This window comes from Vibrio crassostreae (genome assembly GCF_024347415.1).
Taxonomy (GTDB): domain Bacteria; phylum Pseudomonadota; class Gammaproteobacteria; order Enterobacterales; family Vibrionaceae; genus Vibrio; species Vibrio crassostreae.
In genome coordinates this window covers 118,700-144,131 of sequence record NZ_AP025476.1, presented here as the reverse complement: position 1 = coordinate 144,131, position 25,432 = coordinate 118,700, and the positions used below count along the sequence as shown (strand labels likewise).

Annotated in this window: 26 protein-coding genes; 9 read left to right on the top strand and 17 right to left on the bottom strand. The window is 46.3% G+C overall.

Translation table 11 applies throughout. The features are described from left to right. Window positions 1-229: 229 nt before the first annotated feature. Both OC193_RS00675 and bioH read right to left on the bottom strand, forming a co-directional pair. Window positions 230-703 (bottom strand): hypothetical protein, encoded by a 474-nt coding sequence (locus OC193_RS00675; protein WP_048661309.1) that lies wholly within the window; start codon window positions 701-703, stop codon window positions 230-232. Window positions 704-1,044: 341 nt separating this feature from the next. After that, the gene (gene bioH, locus OC193_RS00670) at window positions 1,045-1,821 is read right to left on the bottom strand and encodes a pimeloyl-ACP methyl ester esterase BioH (protein ID WP_048663065.1); all 777 of its coding nucleotides are present in this window, start codon (window positions 1,819-1,821) and stop codon (window positions 1,045-1,047) included. A 93-nt stretch (window positions 1,822-1,914) separates the two neighbouring features. Here bioH and OC193_RS00665 point away from each other — a divergent pair, with 93 nt between their 5' ends. The 4 genes from OC193_RS00665 (at window position 1,915) to cysQ (ending at window position 5,035) form a co-directional block, all read left to right on the top strand. Next, window positions 1,915-2,628, top strand: coding sequence for a ComF family protein (locus tag OC193_RS00665; protein ID WP_165886735.1), 714 nt, complete (start codon window positions 1,915-1,917; stop codon window positions 2,626-2,628). Between the two features lie 109 nt (window positions 2,629-2,737). Beyond that, window positions 2,738-3,322, top strand: a complete 585-nt coding sequence (gene nfuA / locus OC193_RS00660) for a Fe-S biogenesis protein NfuA (protein ID WP_048661415.1) — start codon at window positions 2,738-2,740, stop codon at window positions 3,320-3,322. A 298-nt stretch (window positions 3,323-3,620) separates the two neighbouring features. After that, entirely contained in the window at window positions 3,621-4,172 is a 552-nt protein-coding gene (gene nudE, locus OC193_RS00655; protein WP_048663064.1) for an ADP compounds hydrolase NudE, read from the top strand. 35 nt (window positions 4,173-4,207) lie between these two features. Beyond that, entirely contained in the window at window positions 4,208-5,035 is an 828-nt protein-coding gene (gene cysQ, locus OC193_RS00650) for a 3'(2'),5'-bisphosphate nucleotidase CysQ (RefSeq protein ID WP_048663063.1), read from the top strand. A gap of 103 nt (window positions 5,036-5,138) precedes the next feature. On the opposite strand, the gene OC193_RS00645 is transcribed toward cysQ, so the two are convergent. From OC193_RS00645 to gspC, 12 genes are all read right to left on the bottom strand, one after another. Next, window positions 5,139-5,918, bottom strand: coding sequence for a type II secretion system protein N (locus OC193_RS00645; RefSeq protein ID WP_048663062.1), 780 nt, complete (start codon window positions 5,916-5,918; stop codon window positions 5,139-5,141). A 1-nt stretch (window position 5,919) separates the two neighbouring features. Further along, a complete protein-coding gene (locus OC193_RS00640; protein ID WP_048661305.1) occupies window positions 5,920-6,408 on the bottom strand; it encodes a type II secretion system protein M in 489 nt (162 codons plus the stop codon). 20 nt (window positions 6,409-6,428) lie between these two features. Beyond that, entirely contained in the window at window positions 6,429-7,676 is a 1,248-nt protein-coding gene (gene gspL / locus OC193_RS00635) for a type II secretion system protein GspL (RefSeq protein WP_048661304.1), read from the bottom strand. Then, window positions 7,645-8,694 (bottom strand): type II secretion system minor pseudopilin GspK, encoded by a 1,050-nt coding sequence (gene gspK / locus OC193_RS00630; protein WP_048663061.1) that lies wholly within the window; start codon window positions 8,692-8,694, stop codon window positions 7,645-7,647. The genes gspL and gspK overlap by 32 nt, the downstream gene beginning before the upstream one ends. Next, complete coding sequence (gspJ, locus tag OC193_RS00625; RefSeq protein ID WP_048663060.1) at window positions 8,678-9,445, bottom strand: type II secretion system minor pseudopilin GspJ; 768 nt, start codon at window positions 9,443-9,445, stop codon at window positions 8,678-8,680. Before gspJ ends, gspK begins: the two co-directional genes overlap by 17 nt. After that, window positions 9,432-9,806, bottom strand: coding sequence for a type II secretion system minor pseudopilin GspI (gene gspI / locus OC193_RS00620; RefSeq protein WP_048663059.1), 375 nt, complete (start codon window positions 9,804-9,806; stop codon window positions 9,432-9,434). The genes gspJ and gspI overlap by 14 nt, the downstream gene beginning before the upstream one ends. Beyond that, a complete protein-coding gene (gspH, locus tag OC193_RS00615) occupies window positions 9,793-10,386 on the bottom strand; it encodes a type II secretion system minor pseudopilin GspH (protein ID WP_048663058.1) in 594 nt (197 codons plus the stop codon). The genes gspI and gspH overlap by 14 nt, the downstream gene beginning before the upstream one ends. Before the next feature lie 65 nt (window positions 10,387-10,451). Further along, window positions 10,452-10,895, bottom strand: a complete 444-nt coding sequence (gspG, locus tag OC193_RS00610) for a type II secretion system major pseudopilin GspG (protein ID WP_017062485.1) — start codon at window positions 10,893-10,895, stop codon at window positions 10,452-10,454. An 88-nt stretch (window positions 10,896-10,983) separates the two neighbouring features. Then, a complete protein-coding gene (gene gspF / locus OC193_RS00605; RefSeq protein WP_048661299.1) occupies window positions 10,984-12,204 on the bottom strand; it encodes a type II secretion system inner membrane protein GspF in 1,221 nt (406 codons plus the stop codon). Window position 12,205: 1 nt separating this feature from the next. Continuing rightward, window positions 12,206-13,708, bottom strand: coding sequence for a type II secretion system ATPase GspE (gspE, locus tag OC193_RS00600; protein WP_048661298.1), 1,503 nt, complete (start codon window positions 13,706-13,708; stop codon window positions 12,206-12,208). Then, complete coding sequence (gspD, locus tag OC193_RS00595; protein WP_048663057.1) at window positions 13,708-15,732, bottom strand: type II secretion system secretin GspD; 2,025 nt, start codon at window positions 15,730-15,732, stop codon at window positions 13,708-13,710. The genes gspE and gspD overlap by 1 nt, the downstream gene beginning before the upstream one ends. Before the next feature lie 41 nt (window positions 15,733-15,773). Next, window positions 15,774-16,670 carry a type II secretion system protein GspC gene (gene gspC, locus OC193_RS00590; RefSeq protein WP_048663056.1) on the bottom strand — a complete coding sequence of 299 codons (897 nt, stop codon included), beginning with the start codon at window positions 16,668-16,670 and terminating at the stop codon, window positions 15,774-15,776. Between the two features lie 318 nt (window positions 16,671-16,988). On the opposite strand from gspC, the gene hslR reads away from it, so the two are divergent. The 4 genes from hslR (at window position 16,989) to OC193_RS00570 (ending at window position 22,375) form a co-directional block, all read left to right on the top strand. Then, the gene (gene hslR, locus OC193_RS00585) at window positions 16,989-17,375 is read left to right on the top strand and encodes a ribosome-associated heat shock protein Hsp15 (RefSeq protein ID WP_048663055.1); all 387 of its coding nucleotides are present in this window, start codon (window positions 16,989-16,991) and stop codon (window positions 17,373-17,375) included. Window positions 17,376-17,393: 18 nt separating this feature from the next. Beyond that, entirely contained in the window at window positions 17,394-18,287 is an 894-nt protein-coding gene (gene hslO, locus OC193_RS00580) for an Hsp33 family molecular chaperone HslO (RefSeq protein ID WP_048661294.1), read from the top strand. A 337-nt stretch (window positions 18,288-18,624) separates the two neighbouring features. After that, entirely contained in the window at window positions 18,625-20,250 is a 1,626-nt protein-coding gene (gene pckA, locus OC193_RS00575; protein ID WP_048663054.1) for a phosphoenolpyruvate carboxykinase (ATP), read from the top strand. Window positions 20,251-20,404: 154 nt separating this feature from the next. Further along, window positions 20,405-22,375: an AsmA family protein gene (locus OC193_RS00570; RefSeq protein ID WP_048663053.1), complete on the top strand. Its 1,971-nt coding sequence runs from the start codon at window positions 20,405-20,407 to the stop codon at window positions 22,373-22,375. A 44-nt stretch (window positions 22,376-22,419) separates the two neighbouring features. On the opposite strand, the gene OC193_RS00565 is transcribed toward OC193_RS00570, so the two are convergent. Genes OC193_RS00565 through OC193_RS00555 form a run of 3 tightly spaced genes read right to left on the bottom strand, consistent with a single transcriptional unit; the run spans window position 22,420 to window position 24,719 of the window. Continuing rightward, a complete protein-coding gene (locus OC193_RS00565) occupies window positions 22,420-23,355 on the bottom strand; it encodes a bifunctional GNAT family N-acetyltransferase/hotdog fold thioesterase (protein ID WP_048661291.1) in 936 nt (311 codons plus the stop codon). A 16-nt stretch (window positions 23,356-23,371) separates the two neighbouring features. Beyond that, on the bottom strand, window positions 23,372-23,806 hold the full coding sequence (dtd, locus tag OC193_RS00560; RefSeq protein ID WP_004735590.1) for a D-aminoacyl-tRNA deacylase: 435 nt from the start codon (window positions 23,804-23,806) through the stop codon (window positions 23,372-23,374). Continuing rightward, window positions 23,778-24,719 carry a virulence factor BrkB family protein gene (locus tag OC193_RS00555; protein WP_080967389.1) on the bottom strand — a complete coding sequence of 314 codons (942 nt, stop codon included), beginning with the start codon at window positions 24,717-24,719 and terminating at the stop codon, window positions 23,778-23,780. Before OC193_RS00555 ends, dtd begins: the two co-directional genes overlap by 29 nt. Before the next feature lie 42 nt (window positions 24,720-24,761). Between OC193_RS00555 and OC193_RS00550 the strand changes: the two genes are divergently transcribed. Then, complete coding sequence (locus tag OC193_RS00550) at window positions 24,762-25,403, top strand: DUF2959 domain-containing protein (RefSeq protein WP_048663052.1); 642 nt, start codon at window positions 24,762-24,764, stop codon at window positions 25,401-25,403. Window positions 25,404-25,432 lie beyond the last annotated feature (29 nt).

Sequence of the window (25,432 nt, the reverse complement as noted above, 5' to 3'; positions counted from 1 at the left end):
CTTAGGGTATGCAGGTTTTTATTATGTGTTCAAAAAAGACATCGAAGCTGAGCTGTATTCTACGTATTTTATACTCGAAATAATTGGGGTTGCAGCTAGGCAACCTTTTCCTTACAAAGGAATGAAGTTCATCCCTATGAGCATAGGGGTTCTATGTGCTTAGGGCGGCCGGCGTTCCGGTGAACTTACGCAGTTAACAACGCTGCGGCTTCAAGTATGAAGAGTATAATTACAACACAATCAGCATTTCTGATGGAGCATGAGGCGCAACAGCATGACCATAATGATATTTTATGACCTTACGTCGTTTCTCCATCTGTCCCTCCTGAATCGCCGCATCTAAAACATGCTTTGGCAGGCGAAAACGCATGGTATAGCCTTTTCCTTGGTCAGCACTGTAAGTTCTCAGTGCCAACAAGCTGAACAGCCTATCAAAAGGATCTTGTGGCTCTTCTTGGCTAATCGAATTGGCCTCTGACTCGTTCTCCATTTCATAACCCGGATGGTCTGAAGGATCCCAAGCCGACTGCTGCCTTCGCTTATCGTCCGACTTTACCTTTCGCTCTGCATTGGTTTTTGCCAATGCTACGGCGGGAGCGACAGGTTCTCGAACTCTATTATCACGCGCAACTTGCTCTGTTTGCACATTAACGGACGGGGCGATTAGTGGCACACTCACTGCAGTTGCAGGTGACACAATCATCGCGAACTCTCCTCAAGAATCGCCCATCGTTATTGCTATAACGCTGTTGTACTGCGAGTCAGCACAACAGGCATAGCCCAACTTACCGCAATCAGCTCAGGAGAGAGTTAGGTCTGAGTATCATGCTGTACATTGGTGTTATACCAATCGTGGTAAATAACTGCTCAACCTAGCTTGTTAAAACGCTCGATAACGGCGTTAGAACTTTTGATTGTAGAATAACTACTTATCAAAAAGCTCTGCCTTGTTCTCTAGCCTTTTTCCTACACTATTTTTGAACACTTACTTACTGTGATTGGTATTAGGTTATATATCGACCAAGCCGGCGATAAATTTAGCGATTATTTTTGGGCGAAGCTGACCAGTTCACTGCAAAAGGCATCGGCTTCGGTCATAAACGGCGCATGTGAAGACTGCGTGAAGATGTATTGCTCAGTATGAGGCAGAGCATTGCCCAAATCTTTGGCCACCTTGATTGGCACCAATCCATCTAATCGACCATACAAGCGCAACATAGGCACTGAAATCTCAGGCAATTGTTCACGCAGGTCGACGTCCGACAGCATCTTTAATCCTGCTAATAATGATTCAGGGTTCGGCAACGGGCGAGACAGCACCGCTTGCTTGAGCTGTTTTACATCTTGTCTTGCTGAAGGGCTACCCATGGCTTGCAATGCCATAAAGCGTTCGATGGTGGTTTGGAAGTCTTCCACCAGCTGTTCGGTGAATGCGCTTAATACGTTTGGCTGAATACCTCGCCATAATACGGGCTCTTTAGCAGCAGCGAATTTAGGAGAACTGGCGACAGTCACAAGCTTGCTCACGTAATCTGAGTGATGAAGAGCCATGTGCGTTGCGACCAAACCACCGAGCGACCAACCCACCCAGATCGCTTGTTTAGGCGCTTCGGCCAACAGTTGCTGAGCAATCTCTTCAAGATCTTGAGCGTGGCAGTGTGCGCTGTGTCCATACCCTGGTAAATCGACAACATGCACTCGGAAATCAGCTTGTAATGCATTAACGGTTTGTTGCCACACCGCACCGTTCATTCCCCAGCCATGAACCAGTACTAAATCAGGCCCTTGCCCAGAAACATGCCAATATAACGCGTCACTCATTCTCAATATTCCCTACTTTTTCCGTCAGCGATAATCCGTGCTTTTCAGTATGGTTAGCAAAAGGAACACCATAACCCAAAAGCATCGCAAGCTATGTTATCCGATTGGCTACAAAAACACACACCACGTCTGGTCACACCTCAATGCCACCTGTGTAAGCTCGATAAGCTTCCCGAAGACGCACATCCTCGATGGTGCAATTCTTGTCTCAAGCTCTTTGAACCTGTACCACGCTGTCAAAGATGTGGCTTAAAAACACTGACCACTGTCGATCAATGTGGTGAGTGCTTAGCTAATCCTCCGCTTTGGCATCGGCTCTATTGCGTCGGTGATTACACCTTCCCAACAGCAGGCTATATCCAACAAATGAAATACGCTGATAAGTTTTGGTTTGCACGTGATCTGTCTAAGCTATTGGCATCACGTATCGATCAACCGGCTCCGTTGCTCACCAGCGTACCGCTGCATTGGCGCCGATACACCCATCGCGGCTTTAATCAAAGTCAGCTACTGGCCAATTACACAGCTCAAGAGCTTGGCGTTAAAGATGAGGTGTTGTTTCGTCGAATTCGCTCAACAGCTTCCCAGCAGGGGCTGACTAAATCCGCACGATTACACAATCTAAAGAGCGCTTTTGCGCTGCGAAAACAAGACTTTCAAGGAACTATCCCCTCTCACGTCGCGATAATTGATGATGTTGTAACCACCGGCAGTACTGTGTATCAATTATGCCAATTACTACTTGAAGTGGGCGTTAAAAGGATTGATATTTACTGCATCTGCCGCACTCCTGAGCCCTCTGGATAAAAGCTGTGAATCACTACTTGTACAGCAATCCAACAAAAAAGGGCTGAATTACAAATCTGACAGGAGTAGAATGGCGCTAATAACCTACAAATCTACTCAGGTATTCGTCGTGTCAAATATTACTATTACAGAAACAGCTCAAACTCACTTTGCCAATCTGCTGTCACAGCAGCCTGAAGGTACAAACATTCGTGTGTTCGTGGTAAATCCAGGCACACAAAACGCTGAGTGTGGTGTTTCTTACTGTCCAACAGATGCTATCGAAGCGTCTGATACAAAACTTTCTTTCGAAGCATTCTCTGCATACGTAGATGAGTTAAGCCTACCATTCCTAGACGAAGCTGAGATTGACTTCGTGACTGACAAAATGGGCTCTCAACTAACGCTTAAAGCACCAAATGCTAAAATGCGTAAGGTATCTGATGATGCACCGCTTCTAGAACGCGTTGAATACGCAATTCAAACACAAGTTAACCCACAACTTGCTGGTCACGGTGGTCACGTTAGCTTGGTAGAAATCACTGAAGACGGTGCTGCTATCGTAGCATTCGGCGGTGGTTGTAACGGTTGTTCTATGGTTGATGTGACTCTAAAAGAAGGCATCGAGAAAGAACTTCTTCAACAATTCGAAGGTGAACTGACTGCTGTTCGTGATGCAACTGAGCACGATCGTGGTGAGCACTCTTACTACTAATCTCTGATTTAGTGTTAGTCGTTATTTGAAAGGTTGATGCGTGAGCATCAACCTTTTTTGTTTTCGGGTTGAGCATACACACTCTAATCCAAGCTTCCTATGCTCTTGTATTCCTTATGCTCCTCACCCATATTCTCGCCTCGTTACCATCTTGAGTAAGGTATTCAAGTGATCGCAATCGGTTCCTGCTTCAATAATTCTCGGATATGAAAACTCGGATCTAGGAACTCAACTCTATTTCCCCTATATTAGAATGACTTTATAAGAAAGAATTCCAATGAGCTAAGGAGCGAGCGCAATGACAAAAAGGACCAAGCCAGAAATTTTGGCTCAGCAAACTGTCGCTCAATCAAAACTATTCTCTATCGAGTCTCTCGATTTACGCTTTTCAAACGGTGAAGAGCGCACTTACGAACGCATGAAGCCTAGCGGCCGCAACGCAGTAATGATGGTTCCGATTACTGAGCAAGGCGATATTCTGTTGGTACGGGAGTACGCAGCGGGCACAGAACGCTATGAACTCGGCTTTCCAAAAGGGCTGATTGATCCAGGTGAACAACCAAGTGACGCCGCGGTTCGTGAACTCAAAGAAGAGATTGGCTTTGGGGCTAACAAACTCACTCCACTCAAGGAAGTGATCCTCGCTCCCTCTTATTTTTCTAGCAAAATGACGCTGTTTATCGCAGAAGACCTCTACCCAGAGAAGCTAGAAGGTGATGAACCTGAACCACTGGACATTGTGCGCTGGCCGCTTGCTCAAGCCGAAGAGCTATTAACGCATCTCGACTTCTGTGAGGCTCGCAGTATTACCGCCCTACTATTGACCCTTCGCTCGCTAAATAACAACTAAAGCCATAAGCGCACTCGAAGAGTAAGAGAATATTTATGCCAACAACAAAAGATTTGTCTCACCTCCTACCCTCTGTCATTGAGGTTGCTCGCTCTGCAGGCCAACTCATCTTAGAGATCTACGAAAAGAAAGATTACGAAGAGTTCACCAAGAGTGACGACACGCCTGTCACCAGTGCCGATCTGGCTGCGCATAAACTGATTTCGAAAAAACTCAGTGAACTCACGCCTGATATACCAGTGTTGTCTGAAGAAGCCGCTGATATTAGCCTAGAAAAACGCGCTCAGTGGGACCGCTACTGGTTGGTTGACCCATTAGATGGAACGCAGGAGTTCATCGCAAGAAGTGGTGATTTCGCGACAATTATCGCCCTAATTGAACATAACAAGCCAGTAATGGGTGTGGTGTATGCTCCGGTTTCTGGTGTGAGCTATTACGCATACAGCGGTAAAGGGGCTTGGAAAATTCCAGACCTTAATGACAGTGTTAAAATCAAAACGCATCGTCATGAACTACCAAACCAGTCTATTGCAATGGCGATCAGCCGTCGCCAAGACATCAATCGCATCACCAGCCGTATGAGCTCAGCATGGAATTATGATTTGGTTCCTCTAGGCTCAGCAGCGCTTAAGGCATGTTTAGTAGCAGAAGGTGCTGTGGATTGTTATCTACGCCTTGGACCAACCGGAGAGTGGGATACCGCCGCAACGCAGTGCATTGTTGAAGAAGCTGGCGGACGTATCTTAAGCACTCAGCTAGAGCCGCTCTCTTATAATGAAAGAGAGACGCTTGAGAACCCGAACTTCATTGTGCTTGGTGATGCAGACTTGCCGTGGGCAGAAATCTTACAAGGTAAAGACTAGGCGAGTTTGCTCGCTACAACTCTCGACGATTCAAACAAAATGGGCACCTCAATGAGGTGCCCATTTTTTATATCTTATAATTTAGTAACCCTTAGCTGTTTAGCTAAAAACGACCTTGATAAGTAAACTGGTACTTACCTTGGCTATCAGGGTTGCCTAGCCACTTAAGTTGACTCTGCATTGCTGGCGGGAACTCTGCCCCCGGCTTAAACCATGCCGCCGACGTATAACGTTGATTAGGTGTTACACTCGCCGAAAATTCGCTGTCTACTTGAGCACTCTTCTGAGTGCCTTTCGCTACAATTGTGCTGTCTTCACAGGTTATGTCCGCAATTACAGGGCCAAGGTCTAACGAACCCACTGGCGAGTCGACTGCTGCACCAGACCAAGCAAGCGTACCTTCGCCCGATTGACACCAAGACTGAGCATGAACTGCGTGTTTGATCGTCAGTTCAACTTGTCCTGCAATAGAAACGGGGACTGGGATAGCCGGCGCATATTTCATCACGTTTCTTGCTGGCATGGATGCGACTAAATTTTCCGCGTAAGCACCGCTCATGCTATATCCAACACGACCTTTACCGGATAAATTCATGTCGCTGTTACGACCAAAGCGAACCGCCAGCTCGGCTTTGGCTTGGAATAGTTTAGAGAACTGGAAGTCCCACTGCACTGAGCCGTAATTGACACGCTGCCACGCAATATTGTTAGCGCGACCTTGCCAAACGGTGCCTTCAACGCCTTCGATGCTTAAACCACGCACAGCGGGCGCATGCTTGAGAGCAAAAGCGGCAGGCAAATGCAGCAACAAGCTTACTGAGAAAAAAACGATAAAAATGACGCTGAATAACAGGCCATATTTGAAAGATAGACCGCGTTTCACATTAACCTCGTTTAAACTGTAGTCGGTTGATCTCAATAACCCCAGGGCTATCAGAGCGATCAATATCCATAAACTCAACCTCAACACCCTGTTTTTCTTTCAGGTATGTTAGCCAGTCAACGAACTTATTAAATGGCACAGGCTTAATCCACACTTGCAGCATCTCACCACGTGGTTGTACGCGTATCAGCTCGATGTTAAAACGGCGCATAGAAGCAGGCACAGATTGGTTTAAAGGCTGGCTGGCACTTATGCCACCACTGCCTCGCAACTCAACCACTTCATTGGCTTTATTGGTTACCCAAGCCAGAAGTTGCTTCTCACTTTGAATACGGCTCTGCGCAAGTTCAGCTCGCTGACTGAGTGGCTGGATTAGCCCCCAATAAACAACACCGACCACCAATAGAATTGAGCAACCAATCACTAATCGTTGCTCTCTCTGACTTATTGAAGTCCACCACGCTTGGAGTGGCTCAATCATATTTCTCATCACTGATCTCCTTACGCAGGTTATTGATGGGGTTTAAGAGTAAAGCTGCCAAATACAGCATCGCCATTACGGTTTAATGGCCCTTGTTCAACGGTAAACTTCTCTTCGAGCTTCACTCTCGCAGTCTCAAAGTGTTGAAAATCAGAGCTTTTAGCCTGAAGTCGAACCTCAGAGCGGTTGCCATCGTAGCGAATACTTTCGACTTCGATTGACTTCACCTGTCCTAGCGTTTCTGGCAGTAACGCTAGCCAGCCTAGTAAGGAGTCACCCTCGCCTGAACCGCCATATTTCTTGGCTTCATCGTTCATCTGACGCTTAAGATAGCTCACTGTTGGGATACGTTGTTTACCTGGGAGCACTGCTCTGAAAATACGTTCACTCTCCATGCGGTAAGCTTGTGCTTGAGCTTCGTATTGTTGAACCTTCAACACTTGTTGAGTCACAATCACAGCCACCAGCAAACAAGCAGCAATCGCTACTTTCTGCCATACGCGCCAATATTTACTGAATGAAGATTTGGTTTTAAAGGTGCCAGTCAGTAAATTTACGCCGCTTGTGATCGCTTGTTGGCTCAGCAAAGACATCACCAATTCCGCAGGCTTTGCTTGCCAATTCGCACCGCTCTGCTGTTGAACGTCTTCGCTCGGCATCGCGGTATAGCTAAAGATAGTCGTCGCTTGCTCTTCGTCATCAGCAACAACCCAATCACTTTGCAAAAACATCGGTAACCATGCTTCGCTGATCGACACGGCTTGATAGTTACCTTGACGTTGAGAGTTACCTTGGCGCAGTAGCCAATGCTGGTCGATCTGCAATGCACTGATGCCAGATTCTTCAAAAGGCACGGCCAGTGTATCTGGTAACACCTTACGGAAGATAATATTGGCTTCACGAAACAGGTCTAAAGCTTGCTTTAACCATTCGCGGTCGACACCACACACGGTAGCGTGCGTTGCGTCTTTATCTAAAATCGTCAGGTGTAAATCTTCGATATCTTGTGCGACTTCGTCTTCTAATAAAAACGGCAGCATAGAATCGAACTGGCGAGCAGCACCTTTCGGGATCTCAACACGCTTAATTAAGCATTCATTTCCCGGCAATAAAGCGATACAGCTGCGCTTTTCAGCGTAAGGCGTTAACTCATCCAACTGCTCCCAGCTAGACAACTCGCCACTTGCTATCACTTCTTGTTGGCTTGTCGACCAAACTAACCACTGCACAGGGCTTTGTGGTTCGCTACTCAGTCGAACGGTCAGAAACTCGCTCACTGATTCCTCCAAAACGACGGCGTACTACCGTCACTGTTTCTCGATTACTACTATAGAAAAGCGTCCGTATACGTACACGGGACTGCTCAACTAATACCTCTGCATCTAGCTCAAAATAGGCGCTATCTACAGTTAAATATGCTTTCGCTTTTTTGCTAACTTCGGCACTCACGCCAACAATGGCAGGTTCTGCCATAAAAGCATCCACCGTATCCCAGCCATCAAATGGGCGTTTGTCTATTAGCTGTTTAGCATCTGACTCACTTAAACCAGGTGCAAACATCGCCTCCAATAAAGGCGCTTGCTTTTCCGTGAGTGTATTCACGTTCAAGCGAAAATCGTCGCTAGGCAGAGCACAAACAAACGGGCGAACCTTATTCATCACTTCACCCGTAACTTGATAAACCGCTCTTAGCTCAGATTCATCCGCCATTAAGCCATTCGCCGCCAAATAAGATGGCTTCATCGCTTCATAGGTGCTGTCTTCTACCCCCGCTGAAGAGGTGGTTCGGGTATCTGCGTCAACAAATTCCCACGTTGAGTTTGCAATAACCTCGGCCTGATAAGGCTCAACGTCTTGATTTTCTAATAAGGTTTGCCAAACCGAGATCAAATAAGGTGTCTGGTTACTTGAAGTGGTCGTCACTCCCGCTAATGCATTGAGATTAAAGCAAGCCTGAGCATCAACGATGCGTCCCTTAACTTGACCGTAATCCAATGGGTATACCTGTTCTTCTAACGCCCATGGTTGACTTAGGTTCACGGTATCACTGTCTTTGTAGCTTTGCCTAATGCCGTCTTGCACCAGCGCTTCTACGCCAATGCTGTACCAATAAGCCTGTTGGTAATTCAGTTGATTACCAACGCGCTTGAATTGCGTAAACAGACGTTCCGACATACTGCCAGCGATAGTTGCCATGATCGCCAATAGCATCAGGATAATGATCAGCGCGACACCACGCTGCTTACGACCCATAGCAGACATTGTCCGTGCAAGCTTGTTAGTTCGATGAGTCATTATTCCCCTCATTACTGTCTGAAGAGTCACTGTTTGAAGCATCATCGGCCTGATCTAGCGTGCCACCGGGAGTGAGATAAACACGCTCTATCTCACCATAATCTTTCAAGGTTAGCTTTAACCTTACCGCTTTCGGTAGTGATTTGTCGGTTTGCCACTCTTTGCCCCAGCGGCTTCCGTCATAAAACTCGAATTCCAAGCTTTCAACATCATCAAGCAAAGGCGTAATCACACCTTCTTGGCCTGCAGGGGTATCGGGGTAACGCCACCACACACGCTCAAGTGTTTCTTCTTTAATACGGTAGCCCACTTTGGTGACCTCTCCGCGAGGAAACTGCTGCTGTGGGTTATGCCAACCAAGGCGAGTAAACATGATGCCAACGCTGTCGGAATCCAGTAAATACTCTTTCATTAGGATCAGCTTAGATGATGCTTCTTCACCGTTGGTGCGAAATTTTCGCACCGCCATCTGGCGAAAATCATTATCTAAAATGACTAAACTACGTTGCAGTTGATTCAAACGGGCACTGCGCTCGATTGAGAGTTCATTGCTGCGCTGTACCTGATTCACTACCTGATAAGCCGCCATACTTAACGTGGCGAAGATAGCGATCGAGACTAAAACTTCAATTAACGTAAAGCCTCTCCCTTTTGAAGATAGACCTTGTTTACGTGGCATACGCTTATTTGCCGACACGCTCTTACCTAGCGACTTGCTCTTAGCTAACCACACGTTTTTAGTTGACCACATAGCTGCGCACCGTGACCACTGGAGAAGCTTTTTTATTGGTTGCCACACTCACATCAAACGCCTTTAATAAATCATCGCTAGTATCGATTGGCGTAACTTTCCAGAACCACTCTCTTCCAGCCAACTCTTGTGTACCCTGTGCTTTTTTAAGCTTCTCAGGATGCAGCATCACCAAGGCCATTTGATTATCAACGACCATAGCAGCGAAGGTTTTTTCTTCTAGATAACTGAGAGTATTGATGTGCTGCGTAACAGCACGAATCACACTGATCGCTGCCGTTGCGAAAATAGCGAGCGCAACCAATACTTCAAGCAGAGTCATACCACGAGAGCGATAAGGAGAACGGTTATTCCTCTTCATATTCTTCTCCCGGCTCTAGTAATCGAATGACACCATTATCCAATACTCGAATACGCCAACCATCTTGTATGGTGTCTCCGGTATTTGGATAAAACGATAATACAAATGGCGTCATTTCAGCACTCGACAAGATGTAGATCTGTGGTGGCTTTGGCTTCTTTTCCTCTTCCAGATCCGCAAACATATCTTCATCAAACAAGCTTCCTGGATTGAACAGCCGATCATCGTCTTCCCATGCACCACCACCTAGAGTCAGTGACAATGCGAGTTCTTCCGGCAATTCAGTTGAAGAGGGGATTTTTTCAAAGTCGACTTCTTGCCAGCCTTCAGACTTGAGCGCCATCAGTACATAGGTCGATTTTTTTTCATCAACCCGAACACCAAAATCCAAGCCACTTAAAATAGCTTCTTCATTGAGTAGCTGAACTCGTTGATAAAAACTTTGAGCGTATTTTTTAGCAACATCTTTACTATTGGTAGGAATGGTCGCGACCACCGCGACCGCCGTTACTGACAGTAATACCAATACCAAAAGAATCTCAATTAAGGTGAAACCTGGCTGTGTTTGCTTAGTTTTCACCTTTAGACTCCATCTGTTTACGTCCTAACATCAAATAACGGCATCAAGTGACAATAAGCCTAGGCTTACTGAAAGTCTTGCATGTTCCAGTTGCCGATATCCGCAGCAATACCTTCACCACCTTCTTGGCCATCAGCGCCAAGTGTAAAGATATCGATAGTGCCGTTATCACCAGGGCTTAGGTATTGGTACTCATTGCCCCATGGGTCGTTAGGTAGACGCTTGATGTAGCCACCGTCACGGTAGTTACGAGGCTCTGGGCTACTTGGTTTAGAAACCAATGCATCAAGACCTTGATCCGTTGTTGGGTAAACGCTGTTATCCAGTTTGTACATATCGAGCGCATTCTCTAGCGCCACGATATCAGTGATGGCTTTTTGTTGGTCAGCCTTCTCTTTGTTACCCAATAGGTTAGGTACAACAAAGCTCGCCAATACGCCAAGGATAACCACAACAACCATCACTTCTAATAGGGTAAAGCCTGATTGTTTCTTCATTCTGTTTTTCATTATTTTCTCCAAATTACAGACAGCGAGTTGAAGGTAATAATGTCCTTCTTCTCGATAATCCAAAAACTAACGTCTTGTGAGCAGTCATTTAGCCGCTCATTAAATTATTCATTTCAAGCATCGGCATTAAGGTCGCCATCACAATGAACAGCACTAAGCCTGCCATCAAAGCGATAAGTGCTGGTGTGAAAATACCTAGCGCGATATTCACGGTCGATTCAAAGCTTTGGTCTTGGTTGTCCGCCGCTCTTGTCAGCATTTGTTCTAACTGACCACTCTGCTCACCACTGGCGATCATATGCAGCATCATTGGAGGGAAGAGTTTGGTTTGATCGAGCGCTTTACGCAGGCTTGCCCCTTCTCTAACACTGTCTGATGCCTGTAATACTTGTTGCTTCACATGGTGATTCGACATTACATCAACCGCAACCTTCATCCCTTCAAGGATAGGAATCGCACTCGAGGTACAGATAGAGAGTGTTCGAGCAAAACGAGAGGTATTAATCCCTTTTGCTATTTTGCCGATCAGTGGAATGCTTAATAGCTTGCGATCCCAACTCATGCGAACGCCCGGTTTTTTCAGCGCGGTCTTAATCAACACAATCACACCAATGATCAACAACAGTAATTGGATACCCCAATTCTGGATAAATTCACTTGATGCCAATAAAAATTGTGTCGATTGAGGAAGCTCTTGGCCCATTTGGATAATAGGCTCGACAATCTTAGGTACCACGGTTGCCAACAGGAACGAAACAATCGTCACCGCAAACACCACCAGCACCACAGGGTAGATCATCGCTTGTAGCAGCTTAGAGCGCATCTTCTGGCGGTTTTCTGCATAATCGGCCAACCGCTCCAATACCGCATCTAAGTGACCAGATTTCTCACCAGCCGCAACCATGGCTCTAAACAGTTCATCGAAGATGTGTGGGTAATCAGCCAAGCTATCCGCTAGCGAATAACCTTCCGTTACCTTCGAACGAACCGCCAGTAGCATGGTTCGAATGCGTGGCTTTTCAGATTGTTCCGCCACGGCCTTCAGACACTCTTCTAGCGGCATGCCAGACTGAACGAGCGTGGATATTTGTCGAGTAATTAAAGCAAGATCAGGTGTACTGATACCACGCTTAAAGCTGGTCGAGGGCTGAGCACCTTTCGCAGTTTTAGCCTTGGCTTCAGTCATCTCAACCGGCATCAAGCCTTGTTCTTTCAAGCGTTGGCGAGCCTGACGAGCGTTATCCGCTTCAATAGAGCCTTTTTTGCTCTTACCTTTGGCATCCAATGCTTTGTATTCAAATGCCGCCATACTAGACTTCCTTGGTCACACGCATCACTTCTTCTAAGGACGTTACCCCTTTCAGAACTTTGCTCAAGCCATCATCTCGAATACTTGGGGTTGTGCCACGAATTGCTTTCTCAATCGCCTGTTCGCCAGCTTCACTGTGAATAAGCTCTTGCACCGAGTCGTCAATCATCAGGAGTTCATGAATACCGGTACGGCCTCGATAGCCTTTGTGACTGCAGTTTTCACACCCTTTGGCATGGTAAAGCGTAAGGCTGTCTTTCTTCTTCAACCCAAACAGCTTCTTCTGCTCTTTATCCGCTTCGTAAGGTTCTTTACAGTCGTTACACAGGGTGCGAACCAAGCGCTGAGCCAAAACACCCAGCAGTGAAGAAGAAATCAAGAAGGGTTCGATGCCCATATCACGTAGACGTGTAATCGCACCGATTGCCGTATTGGTGTGAAGGGTCGACATTACCAAGTGACCGGTCAAAGAGGCTTGAACAGCGATCTCAGCGGTCTCTAAGTCACGTATCTCACCAATCATTACCACATCCGGGTCTTGACGAAGAATGGCACGTAAACCACGCGCAAAGGTCATATCAACCTTAGGGTTCACTTGTGTTTGGCCAATGCCATCGATATCGAATTCGATTGGGTCTTCAACGGTTAGAATATTTCGCTCATTACTGTTGAGCTCTTGCAGGCCAGCGTACAAGGTCGTTGATTTACCAGAACCCGTAGGACCAGTAACCAAGATGATACCGTGTGGGCGCTGAATAAGTTTTCGGAAGTTTTCGTGGTTCTCTGCCGTCATGCCTAAACTGTGCAGGTCTAGACGAGTCGCGTTCTTGTCCAACAGACGCATTACCACACGCTCACCGTGCGAAGACGGCATGGTTGAAACACGAACATCGACCGCTCGACCACCGATACGCAGAGAAATACGACCATCTTGTGGCACGCGTTTTTCCGCAATATCTAGCTTAGCCATAACCTTGACACGTGACACCAACAGCGGAGCCAGTTTACGGCTCGGCGCAAGAACATCACGCAACACACCATCAATACGGAAACGGATAGACAGTGATTTCTCAAAGGTTTCGATATGAATATCTGAAGCACCCTCTTTGATCGCCTCACCCAACATCGCGTTAATTAGCTTGATGATTGGTGCATCGTCTTCCGATTCAAGTAAGTCTTCATCTTGTGGCAACTCTTCTGCTAGCGAGAAGAAGTCGTCGTTGTCAGCACCAATGTCTTCCATTAGCTGACGAGCTTCCGACGAGTCACGCTGATACGCATCGGTCAATTTTTTATCAAATTCGTCTGCGCTGATCGCTTGTGGCGTAAAGCCATTTTTCACCACACGGCTTACTTCAATGATCGCCGCCGATTTTAGAGGCTCTACATAATAAAGTGCCGGCGGACGCTCTGGATGCTGATATTCCAACACCATCTTGTAGCGATTCGCAAAGCTAAACGGCAAGCGCTGATAAGTACGTGCCGCCCCTACCAATTCAGCCATTATTCTGTTTCCATTTGATCAATGAAGGCTTGGATTTCAGCCGGGTGATTCATGTCTGCACCAAATTTAGGCAATACTGGGATGTTATCGTCATCGAGTAATTTCAAACCTTGCTCTGCCTTATACAGCTGCTCTGCTCGGATGAAGTTGTATTTACGCTGAGTGATACCATCGGCTGTCATGCCATCACGGATGATGGTTGGCTTAATGAATACCATTAGATTCTTTTTCTCAACCTGAGTACTGGTTGACTTGAACAGGTGCCCAAGAACAGGAATATCACCCAAGAATGGCACCTTAGATTCGCTCTCTAGCGCACGTTCATCAATCAAACCACCCAGCACCAGCATTTGGCCATCTTGAACAATCACAGAGGTGTTCAGTTGACGCTTAGCAAAACGTACATCTACCGCGCCGTTCGCGCCCAATACGTTCGACACTTCTTGTTCAATATTCAACTGAACTGAATCACCTTCGTTGATCTGTGGCACAACCTTCAGCTTTATACCGACTTCTTTACGTTCAACCGTTTGGAATGGGTTATCGTTACTTGAACCCGCCGTCGAGCCTGTTAGAACCGGAACCTCTTCACCTACAATGAACGACGCTTCGCCATTGTCCATCACGGTAATACTTGGAGAAGATAGGATGTTTGAGTTGGAATCGGTGGCTACCGCACTGATCAAGGCTGTCCAATCACCCATCACCACGCTCATGGCTGCACCGTTAACACCTGAAAGTGCAGAGGCTAATGTTGAATAGTCCCCTTGTTCAGTGGTGGTTTCGTTTCGTACGAACTTACCATTTTCATCGTACACAGCGGTTGTCGTTTCTGTATCTTTTGCTTCTTCTAGACCGACCATTACGCCACCAATCGACGCACCAGTGTTGCTGTACTGGATCATTGCACCCGTTTCTAGGTTACCCCATTGCACACCAAGATTAACGCCATCGCCTTCTGCCATTTCAACGATCAAGGCTTCAATCAATACTTGAGCACGACGAATATCCAGCTGAGCGATCACGTCTTGCAGAGCGTTCATGATGTCAGGCTGCGCGGTAATAACTAGAGAGTTAGTATCACTGTGTGCAGAGATCATCACTTGGTTACGCTGCGATGAGCTGCCTTTGGTTGATGACTGCTTCTCTGATTGTAGGTTGTCCGACACGCCTTTCAGCACATCGACCAAATCTTCGGCTTTTGCGTATTTAAGATAGATAACTTGGTTGTTACCCTTAGTTGCCATTTCGACATCAAGCTGCTCGATAAGCTTTCTTAGACGACTACGAACTTTAGGGTCACCAGAAATCAGAATCGCATTGGTACGCTCATCGGCAACCAGTTTAGGCTGTAGGAATGCAGGCGTATTCTTCGCATCTGTGGTTTTATTCAACGCATCAACAATGCGTACCATCTCTGCTGCTGAGGCATTTTTTAGCTCAACGACTTCAATCTCTTTATCACCTGCTTGGTCAACACGCTTGATGATTTCCGCTAAACGGTTTACCACCGCCGCTCGGCCGGTAATAAGAATGATGTTGGCAGGGTCGTAGTGCACAACGTTACCCGCACCTGCATTGTCGTTCAATTGACGAAGCAAAGGAGAAAGCTCACGAACCGAGACATTACGTACCGTCACAACACGCGTGACTACACTGTCGCCAGTGATCGAATCACGGTCACCGACAACGGGAATTGCCGAGGTTTTAGAGTCTTTGGCTTTGATGATCTTAAGAACACCCGAGTCCATTTCAACGACCGCGTAGCCATACACCTCTAATACGTTTAAGAAGAAACTGTAATATTGCTCTTCATTCAATACGTCGTAGCTGCGTACATCGATTTTTCCGCGCACCGATGGATCAACGATGATCGTCTTCTCTAGATTACGACCAACAATATTAATAAACTCTTGGATATCAGTACCTTTAAAGCTGGCACTAAAATCACTCGCGATGGCTGCGGGTGTGCAGATCAAGCTTCCTGCCAATAACCATGCACTTTTCTTAAACCAATGCTTCACGTACTTCTCCTACACTTTCGTCCTTCGTTAGACGCAAAGTTTTAAAATTCAATAAACACTTCATGTTGTTGACCATCTCTCTCGACGACGAGATTTAACTCTGTCAGCTCTGAGATAGAACGGAATATGTTGCCCATAGCGGCTGGGTCTGTCAGGTCTTGTCCATTTAACTGAGTAGCAATATCTCCGTTTTGGAGCCCCACTGAGTTAAAAAGTTCTGAATCTTTGCCAGGGCTCACACGATAACCAATAACACTATCGTCGCGCTTCACCTGAGACAGTCGAACATATTGGAAGATTTGTTGCGGATCTTTCATTATCTTCGCTTTAATTTCATCAAGCTTCTCTTCTGCAGAAGCCGGGTTATTACCACGAACCGAAGAAGAGGCTCGAGGTGACGCAGGCTCTGAAACAGCCAGACGCTTGTATTCAATGCCTTCAAGCATCAAGGTTTCGTCTCGACCTGAGTTATCAATAATCACGCGATCGACTAATACCGCTTTTAACTTAGCTCGTGTGCCTTCGATCTCTTCATTAATGCCGTAGGTTGCTTGTGTACCGCGATTCGCAATCACGGCTAAGCTTAATTTGGGGTTAGAGCTAGCAACCGCACCCACCAAAACCAGATTCAATCGTGTCTTTGGTGCGTCTTGGATAACTTGTTGCTCAACCACAGGAGCCGTGGTTGGGTTATAGGCACCAAAAAGGTTGCTCTGTTGCAAAGAGGAGATATCAAGAGTCGATTGAGGAGCAGAAGACGATGAAGCGGTTGCTTTCCAAGGCACGACGGTTTGCTCGGCAGGTTCGATAAACCATGCAAGCTGTCCTAAAATCCATGCGGAAGCTGCGATTAACACACAACAAAGAACAAGGCTCAGTTTCTGCTGGAGTAAAAATCCATTCTCTAAAAATCGGCTCAGCACCGGAGAGTTATCCATGCGAAGTTTGAGCTCTAAAAAGTTCACGTTTCCTAACCCTTTCTATAACGAATAAAGCTGTAACCTACTAAACTATCAGCTTTTTTGTTCATACATTCTGTTCCTGCTTATTAAAAGCATAAGATCCTGAACTATATCATAGCAAATCTATAAATCGGCATTACCTGAGCTATTTTGTAATCTTCCTTGAAAAAAAAGCCAATCGCCTCCACATAAGCTTCTACTAAGTGTGATAAGCGTCATCAAACAACATAAGTTGCATGCTGTGAATAACAGTTAAACCGCATTCATTTCTTACTAAATAAGGCACTGCCCTATATGAAAACTGCTAATGAAGCTGTCAGACTCGATAAATGGTTGTGGGCAGCACGCTTTTACAAAACTCGGTCCATTGCTCGTAACATGGTCGATGGTGGCAAAGTCCACTATAATGGTCAGCGCAGCAAGCCAAGTAAAATTGTCGAACTTGGGGCTGTGATTACACTGCGCCAAGGTAATGAAGAAAAGACGGTGACTATCGAGAAAATCTCTGCTCATCGTGGTGGAGCTCCAATCGCTCAAACCCTCTATGAAGAAACCACCGAGAGCTTGGCAAAAAGAGAAGAGTTTGCGACACAGCGTAAACTGAATGCTCATAACCCAGCTCCAGAGCGTCGCCCTGATAAGAAGCAACGTCGTGACATCATTAAGTTCAAGACTCAATAAGCTAGAAGGAATAGCCAAATGGCAGACCCAATGTCTACAAGTAATGTTTTAAATCGCTACCTATTTGAAGACCTATCAGTACGTGGTGAATTGGTACAAATGGATGAAGCGTACCAACAGATTATTTCTAGCAAGGAATACCCAGCACCAGTGCAAAAACTACTGGGCGAGCTATTGGTATCAACAACGCTATTAACTGCGACCTTAAAGTTTGAAGGTTCTATCACGATGCAATTGCAAGGTGACGGCCCAGTATCTCTAGCAGTTATCAATGGCGACCACGATCAGAAGATCCGTGGTGTTGCTCGTTTTGAAGGCGATATCGCAGATGACGCAGGTCTACACGACCTAATGGGTAAAGGTCACCTAGTGATCACTATCGATCCTAAGAAAGGTGAGCGCTACCAAGGTATAGTTGGTCTTGAAGGCGACACACTAGCTGAAGTACTTGAAGGTTACTTCGCAAACTCTGAGCAGCTTAAGACTCGTCTATGGCTACGTACTGGCGAGCATGAAGGCAAAGCGCACGCTGCAGGTATGTTGCTGCAAGTTATGCCTGACGGCACTGGCACACCAGACGACTTCGAACACCTAGAGCAGTTAACTGACACCGTAAAAAATGAAGAGTTGTTCTCTCTAGAAGCGAACGACCTGTTATACCGTCTATACAACCAAGAGAAGGTTCAGGTATTTACCCCACAACCGGTTGAATTCTTCTGTGGCTGTTCACGTGATCGAAGTGCAGCAGCAATCATTACTGTTGCTCAAGAAGAGATCTACGACATCCTAAGTACCGAAGGAAGCGTTGGTCTGCACTGTGATTATTGTGGCACAAACTACTCGTTCGACAAGAACGATGTTGACGCACTGTACGCAGAAGCAGCAGATAAAGGCAGCAATACGGTTCATTAATTTACGGCGTACCTAAAACACGTAATTTACCCCAAAAAGGTCAGCACTAAGCTGGCCTTTTTTGTGATCAAAATAGCGCAAACTCCGTAACATCTCGTAATAAAATCACCGCTTAATTTTAATCAATTAATAATGTTCTCGCCCCTAGCGCAAAGGTTTGCGTACAGGATAGACTAGTTAGGCCAATATGTGACGAGACACTTAAAACCCCATGGTTAATATGGATATTTTTTGAGCTGTATCCCTGTTTCCCCCGAGTCTCGTTGCTAGCATGGTGAGCAGATAACAATAAAAAATTAATACAAAATCCCTACAAAATATCCTACAAGGAGCACCTATGACCGTTATGGAACATACAAAGGCTGCACAAATTGATCTAACTAAGCACGGACTGACTGGCGTTACTGAAGTTCTTCGTAATCCTAGCTACGAGCAGTTATTCGTTGAAGAAACACTGCCAGGTTTGGAAGGCTACGAAAAAGGCGTAGTAACGGAACTAGGCTCTGTTGCGGTAGACACTGGTATCTTTACTGGCCGCTCACCAAAAGATAAGTACATTGTTAAAGATGACACCACGCGCGATACCATGTGGTGGTCAGATCAAGGCAAAAATGACAACAAACCGATTACAACTGAAGTATGGAATGAGCTGAAAGAGCTTGTGACAACTCAGCTATCTGGCAAGCGCCTGTTTGTCATCGACGGTTATTGTGGTGCTAACCCTGATACGCGCTTAAGTGTACGTATTATCACTGAAGTAGCGTGGCAAGCGCACTTCGTTAAGAACATGTTCATTCGTCCAACAGACGAAGAGCTAGCAACGTTCGAACCAGACTTCGTGGTAATGAACGGTGCTAAAACAACCAACCCTAATTGGGAAAAACAGGGTCTGAACTCTGAAAACTTCGTTGCTTTCAACCTAACAGAGCGCGTTCAAATCATCGGTGGTACTTGGTACGGCGGTGAGATGAAGAAAGGCATGTTCGCAATGATGAACTACCTGCTTCCTCTGCAAGGCATTGCTTCAATGCACTGTAGTGCAAACGTAGGCGAAAAAGGCGATGTAGCCATCTTCTTCGGTCTATCTGGTACAGGTAAAACAACCCTATCTACCGATCCTAAGCGTGAGCTAATCGGTGATGATGAGCACGGTTGGGACAACGACGGTATCTTCAACTTTGAAGGTGGCTGTTACGCGAAAACCATTCGCCTATCTAAAGAAGCAGAACCAGAAATCTACAATGCAATCCGTCGCGATGCACTACTAGAAAACGTAACAGTTCGTGGTGATGGTTCTATCGACTTTGATGACGGTTCAAAAACTGAGAACACTCGTGTTTCTTACCCGATTCACCACATCGATAACATCGTTAAACCAGTATCAAAAGCAGGCCATGCTCAAAAAGTTATCTTCCTGACTGCTGATGCATTCGGTGTACTACCACCAGTTTCTAAACTGACTCCAGAGCAAACGAAGTACCACTTCCTATCTGGCTTCACTGCGAAACTAGCAGGTACTGAGCGTGGTATTACTGAGCCAACACCAACATTCTCTGCGGCATTTGGTGCGGCGTTCCTTACTCTTCACCCAACTCAGTACGCTGAAGTGCTCGTGAAGCGTATGGAAGCAGCTGGCGCTGAAGCTTACCTAGTGAACACAGGTTGGAACGGCACAGGCAAGCGTATCTCTATTCAAGATACTCGTGGCATCATCGACGCAATCCTAGATGGCTCTATCGACAAGGCTGATACTAAGGTTATCCCTATGTTCAACCTAGAAGTGCCACTAGCGCTACACGATGTTGACCCAGCGATTCTTGACCCACGCGACACGTACACTGACCCACTACAATGGGAAAGCAAAGCAAAAGATCTAGCCGAACGCTTCATCAACAACTTTGACAAGTACACAGACAACGCTGAAGGTAAGTCACTGGTTGCCGCTGGTCCTCAACTGGACTAATCCAACCATCTGCTCGGGCTTAGCCAAAAGCGAACGCCCAATTTAAAATGATATTTTTGTAGCAAGCCCCTCTTTTGAGGGGCTTTTTTGTTGATGCTTGACCCTTTTTGTTCCACTCTGTTTTAAGACTATTGAGATTTAAGGCTTTCAGGGAATGAAAAAGGTATTGATGGTGTTCGGCATTGTGTTGGCTATCGCCGTTGCGTTTATCGCAGCATTGCTGTTAAGCCTACAAACCCAATACCGCGCCGATGTTGCTAACTTTTTTATCAAGCATACGATTGAACAACCTGTGCTCATTGAAGATGTTGAGTATCAGGCGCCTTATCACATCACCTTGATGGGCATCACCCAAAGCCAATCGGAAAAACAACCACCCCTGTATATCGACAAGGTCGACATCTGGTTCAGCCCAGACTCTATTCTTGAAACTAAGCTGGTTTTGGACTCTGTATTGATCAGCGGACTGCAGTTAGAAGCCAACGATCTAGACACATTCACATCAGTGTTTACCCAACCAAACCTCAAGCTCCGTCAGCTAGCGATCAATAATCTAGATTTCTCGACTCCAGACTTTAATGCACGAGGCATCGACCTTCAGATCGCCGGCCCCGTGTGGGATAACCAAAACTCACTGCTACCTTATGGCAAAACCCAACTTTCAGCCTCGCAGTTATATTGGCAAGGTGAAGCATTCGATAACCTGTTGATTGACCTGGACCTCAAGCCGAGTGACAGCACCCTTTATGGTACTTCGTTTGACTGGCGTGGCGCTAAGATTTCCGGACAAGCAGAGCAATATCAGCAAGATTGGTCGTTAGTGAATGTGACCATCGATGGCTTACGACTCAATCAGCAGCAAACCCAAAGCCTACTAAGCAAAGAGTGGGATGTGGCAGGTATTCAGATTAACCACATCAACAGCCTAGATATTCTGCGTAGCGATGTAGAGTGGAAAGGTGGCCACCTCGCAGCCTTTGATGCCTCGTTAGAAAATATCCAACTACCCTTTGAACTGTGGAAGCAACAGAAAGCCATTTTCTCTCTGCAAGCAGAAGGAGTGACCATTGATGATGACATGTTCATCGAGCCAAACCTCAAGCTCAACCTAGAAACAAACCAGATTCTGATTGAAGATTTCTATACTCAATTCCTGCAGGGCACTGTACAGCTTAATGGCGAGGTTACTCCTAGCAGCATTGATTTAGCGCAGCTCGACCTGCAAGGCATAAAATGGATTACTGAAAGCCAAGATAAAAACCTCCCTGCTACTCGCCTAATCCCTTGGCTCACACAACTCCAGAGCATCGAGGTTAGCCGACTTAACATAGAACGCAGTCAACTCATCCAACTCGGAGAAAAACCTTACTGGCAGGTCTCAGGGTTACATGTTGAGGGGCATCAAGTTCAATTGCTGCAAGATAGAAAACTAGGTTTGTGGCAAGGAAAGCTAATGGCGAGCGCCAATGATGCCAGCTACCAAAACATTGTAAGCGCTCAGCCAGTGATGGAAATGAATAGCGAACAAGGGAAATGGACGCTGACACGTCTGTTTGCACCTCTCAGAAATGGCTACATTGAAGCCAATGCGACACTCGACTTTAACCAAATCAGCAAGCCATGGAGCTTAGATATTTCTGCCGATGGGTTACCTATTGCGCCTATGCTGCAGCGACTCGAATTACCACTCGATGCAACCGGTTATGGCGAATTCGAACTTCAAGCTTCAGGTTTATATGGCGACTCACTGATGCTGGGCTATTCGACCACAGGTCAACTCACTGGTAGCGTTCGCCAAGGCGTGATGACCTTTAACGACAGGCTTTCTGAAACTTCAACCGATAACGTATTCGAGATCCCAGAGCTCAATGCCAATTTTGACCGTGGACGCTTCACTCTCGAACCGATGCACATTATTGGTGCATCGGCAGCAGAGCAAGGCGAACAAAGGATTCAAACGCTCAATGGTGAGGTTTCTGGAGAGCTCGACTTGCTTAAAGCCGAGCAACACACCCTATCGATTACCCTATCGGACACATGCCATCAAATCTCAGGCAAGCTCACCCAAGCGGAGTATTCGGAGATTAACGACTGCCAACAAAAAAGCGCCACTCCTCAGGAGTAGCGCTTTCAATCAATAATTCTATCTATCATCAAGCGAGCGTGAAGTTATTCACTCGCCTTGCTATCCGTCGATAGTATTTTCTTATAATCAGGGATCAGCATATAGGTACCGGTAAACTCTACCGCTTCCACATCGCCGCTGTGAATGGTCACGTGAATGATGATACGTGCCTTTCTGCCTGACGCGAGGCGGTCTAAATCCCCACTGATACCGTCTAACGAAGTAGAGGCAACAGGGTTTTGCTCAACCGGATGACGATAACGAATATTACTGTCTGCCAATACGATATCACCGGTCAGGCCACGCTCTTTCATCAGTAACCACGTCATACCCCAACCCGTTAAAGTCGCAAGCGTAAAGGCGGAGCCTGCAAACATGGTGTTATGCGGGTTCAAATTAGGATTCAGTTGAGCACTACACTCAAATTGGTAACCTGTGTATTGGTTAATCTTGATGCCCATCTTGTCACTGATCGGAATCTGATGCTCCCAGCGCTGCTGCAGCTCATTACACCATTCAGGTTTGCGCAGTACATCCGCCATTGGGTCAAGGTGCTTAACCATTTGTTGGTGACGCACTGGGCCACGTTGGTCGTTAATCTCACCGCGACGTTCAAATTCATTCTTCTCATAGAATGAGATCGCATCTTCACGTGCATTACACACCAAGCGCTTAGCGCCCTCTTGACGCGCTAATGACTCTAGCGCAACCAAGATCAGTGAGCCCATGCCTTTGCTTCGGCGAGAGTTCTTCACCGCCATGTAGCGGATCTGACCTTCTAGATCTGGGGTGATATACAGACGACCAATCGCCATCGGGCGACCACGGCCATCAACAATCATACGATGGTGACTCATTGGGTCATATTCATCACGCTCTGAACCTACCGGCATTCGCCAAGGTTCACGGAGCATCTGCCAACGAAAATGGTAATACTTGTTTAGCTGATTTTCGGTGGTCGGTGTTATGAGTTTAAACATGCTTATTCCTTTAAGCCTAAACCTGCAGCCAGAATGTTACTGGGCCATCATTAACCAAAGACACTTTCATGTCGGCTGCGAAGCGGCCACGTTCCGTTGGCAACACTGATTCACATTGGTCAGAGAAATAGTTGTAAAGACGCTCTGCATCTTCTGGGTGAGCACCACGAGAAAACCCTGCTCGTGTCCCTTTCTTGGTATCGGCTGGCAGAGTGAATTGAGACACCACTAATACCTTACCTTCTACCTGTTTCACGTTGAGGTTCATTTTATCGTCTTCATCTCCAAAGACACGATAAGTAGTTACTCGTTCCATCAAACGCTTGGCTTTGGCTTCGTCATCACCTTTTTCTACGCCTAACAAAACCAATAAGCCTTGCTCAATCTCACCAACTACTTCGCCATCAACACGGACGGCAGCTTCACTTACTCTCTGGATCAGTGCTATCACTGTTGTTTCCTTGCTCTGTGATTTTGTCTTTATCCGACGAGTGTACCATTTCTTTCGAGTCACTCCACTGTTCCTGCTCACCCAATGCGGCCGTCACCTCAGCCCCCACCAGCACGATCAACCAGCACAAATACACCCAAACAAACAGAATAGGAATTGCCGCTAATGCGCCATAAATCAACTGGTAAGAAGGGAATTGCGTAATGTAGGCTGCAAAGCCTTTCTTACTGAGTTCGAACAACAGAGCCGCAACCAGAGAGCCCGCTGCTGCATGAGAAAAGTGTATCTTTTTGTTGGGAACCAGCAGGTACAGACCGAAGAACGCAAAGAAAGAGAGAATCAAAGGAAGTTTGCGAATCACGGTATTAAAGGCACCAGACACCACCTCATTTTGCAATAAGCTCAATGATGTCACGTAAGACGTTGCAGCAATACTCGCACCGACCAAGATAGGTCCAAGCGTGAGCACCATCCAGTACATAGAAAAAGACAGCACCGCACGTCGCTTTTCCGTTACTCGCCAGATGTAGTTTAGGTTCTTATCAATATTCGAGATCAGCATCAGCGCTGCAATGAATAAGAACACACTACCTACCGCCGTCATCTTGCCGGTATTGGCAACGAACTCTAACAAAGCACCGTGCACCGCATCTCCTGATGCTGGAACAAAGTTGGTAATGACGAAATTTTGAATCACCACGCCAACATCAGCAAAGACTGAGAATGACGACAAGATAGAGAGCAAAACCGTCAACATCGGCACAATTGAGAGCAAGGTAATGTACGCCAAGTACCCCGCATTCACGTTGACTCTATCATGCGTCATGCGCGCCAAAAGATAGCGAGAAAACTGAATACTGAGTGTGGCGACCTTTTTTATCTTCAACTTGTAACTCCCTGGTAACTCGTTCATAGTCCTAATTAATATTCCGTTACTTAACTATAGGAAACTAGGATGCCTTATTTAATAGTTATAGTCCTCTCTATTTTTACTCTTACTGGATGCCAATCAGCTTATTACTCCGCAATGGAGCAAGTGGGTTACCACAAACGTGACATTATGGTCGACAGAGTAGAAGACGCGAAAGAGTCACAGCAGGATGCTCAGGAAGAGTTTACCAGCGCACTTGAAGCACTCAGCAGCCTGACTAACTTCAGTGGTGGCGACCTTGAAGACATGTACAACAAGATTAATGATAAATACCAAGACAGCGAGAAAGCCGCACAAAATGTCAGTGACCGCATTGCTGCGATTGAAGATGTGTCCGATGCGCTATTTGAAGAGTGGCAGGGTGAGTTAGATCTCTACACCAGTGATTCACTGCGTCGTTCAAGTGAGAAAAAGCTGCGTGAAACCAAATCGTCTTACCAAACCATGCTATCAGCAATGAAAAGAGCTGAGAAGAAAATGGATCCGGTACTCAACACTCTTCGCGACAACACGCTTTATCTCAAGCACAACCTCAATGCGAGTGCTGTGGGTTCACTGCAGGGCGAATTTATGAGCTTAGAAAAAGACATCGCTTACGCGATCAAACAGATGAATGCTGCAATAGCAGAATCGGATAAGTTCCTAGCTCAGCTGAACCAGAAATAACATCATTAGAAACGCATTAGATAAGCCCG

Bases quoted from the DNA above. Each gene is read 5' to 3' on its own strand.
- OC193_RS00675 (WP_048661309.1), bottom strand. From the start codon at position 703: ATGATTGTGTCACCTGCAACTGCAGTGAGTGTGCCACTAATCGCCCCG.
- bioH (WP_048663065.1), bottom strand. From the start codon at position 1,821: ATGAGTGACGCGTTATATTGGCATGTTTCTGGGCAAGGGCCTGATTTA.
- OC193_RS00665 (WP_165886735.1), top strand. From the start codon at position 1,915: ATGTTATCCGATTGGCTACAAAAACACACACCACGTCTGGTCACACCT.
- nudE (WP_048663064.1), top strand. From the start codon at position 3,621: ATGACAAAAAGGACCAAGCCAGAAATTTTGGCTCAGCAAACTGTCGCT.
- cysQ (WP_048663063.1), top strand. From the start codon at position 4,208: ATGCCAACAACAAAAGATTTGTCTCACCTCCTACCCTCTGTCATTGAG.
- OC193_RS00640 (WP_048661305.1), bottom strand. From the start codon at position 6,408: ATGAGAAATATGATTGAGCCACTCCAAGCGTGGTGGACTTCAATAAGT.
- gspK (WP_048663061.1), bottom strand. From the start codon at position 8,694: ATGACTCATCGAACTAACAAGCTTGCACGGACAATGTCTGCTATGGGT.
- gspJ (WP_048663060.1), bottom strand. From the start codon at position 9,445: ATGTGGTCAACTAAAAACGTGTGGTTAGCTAAGAGCAAGTCGCTAGGT.
- gspI (WP_048663059.1), bottom strand. From the start codon at position 9,806: ATGAAGAGGAATAACCGTTCTCCTTATCGCTCTCGTGGTATGACTCTG.
- gspG (WP_017062485.1), bottom strand. From the start codon at position 10,895: ATGAAAAACAGAATGAAGAAACAATCAGGCTTTACCCTATTAGAAGTG.
- gspF (WP_048661299.1), bottom strand. From the start codon at position 12,204: ATGGCGGCATTTGAATACAAAGCATTGGATGCCAAAGGTAAGAGCAAA.
- gspE (WP_048661298.1), bottom strand. From the start codon at position 13,708: ATGGCTGAATTGGTAGGGGCGGCACGTACTTATCAGCGCTTGCCGTTT.
- gspC (WP_048663056.1), bottom strand. From the start codon at position 16,670: ATGGATAACTCTCCGGTGCTGAGCCGATTTTTAGAGAATGGATTTTTA.
- hslR (WP_048663055.1), top strand. From the start codon at position 16,989: ATGAAAACTGCTAATGAAGCTGTCAGACTCGATAAATGGTTGTGGGCA.
- hslO (WP_048661294.1), top strand. From the start codon at position 17,394: ATGGCAGACCCAATGTCTACAAGTAATGTTTTAAATCGCTACCTATTT.
- pckA (WP_048663054.1), top strand. From the start codon at position 18,625: ATGACCGTTATGGAACATACAAAGGCTGCACAAATTGATCTAACTAAG.
- OC193_RS00570 (WP_048663053.1), top strand. From the start codon at position 20,405: ATGAAAAAGGTATTGATGGTGTTCGGCATTGTGTTGGCTATCGCCGTT.
- OC193_RS00565 (WP_048661291.1), bottom strand. From the start codon at position 23,355: ATGTTTAAACTCATAACACCGACCACCGAAAATCAGCTAAACAAGTAT.
- OC193_RS00555 (WP_080967389.1), bottom strand. From the start codon at position 24,719: ATGAACGAGTTACCAGGGAGTTACAAGTTGAAGATAAAAAAGGTCGCC.
- OC193_RS00550 (WP_048663052.1), top strand. From the start codon at position 24,762: ATGCCTTATTTAATAGTTATAGTCCTCTCTATTTTTACTCTTACTGGA.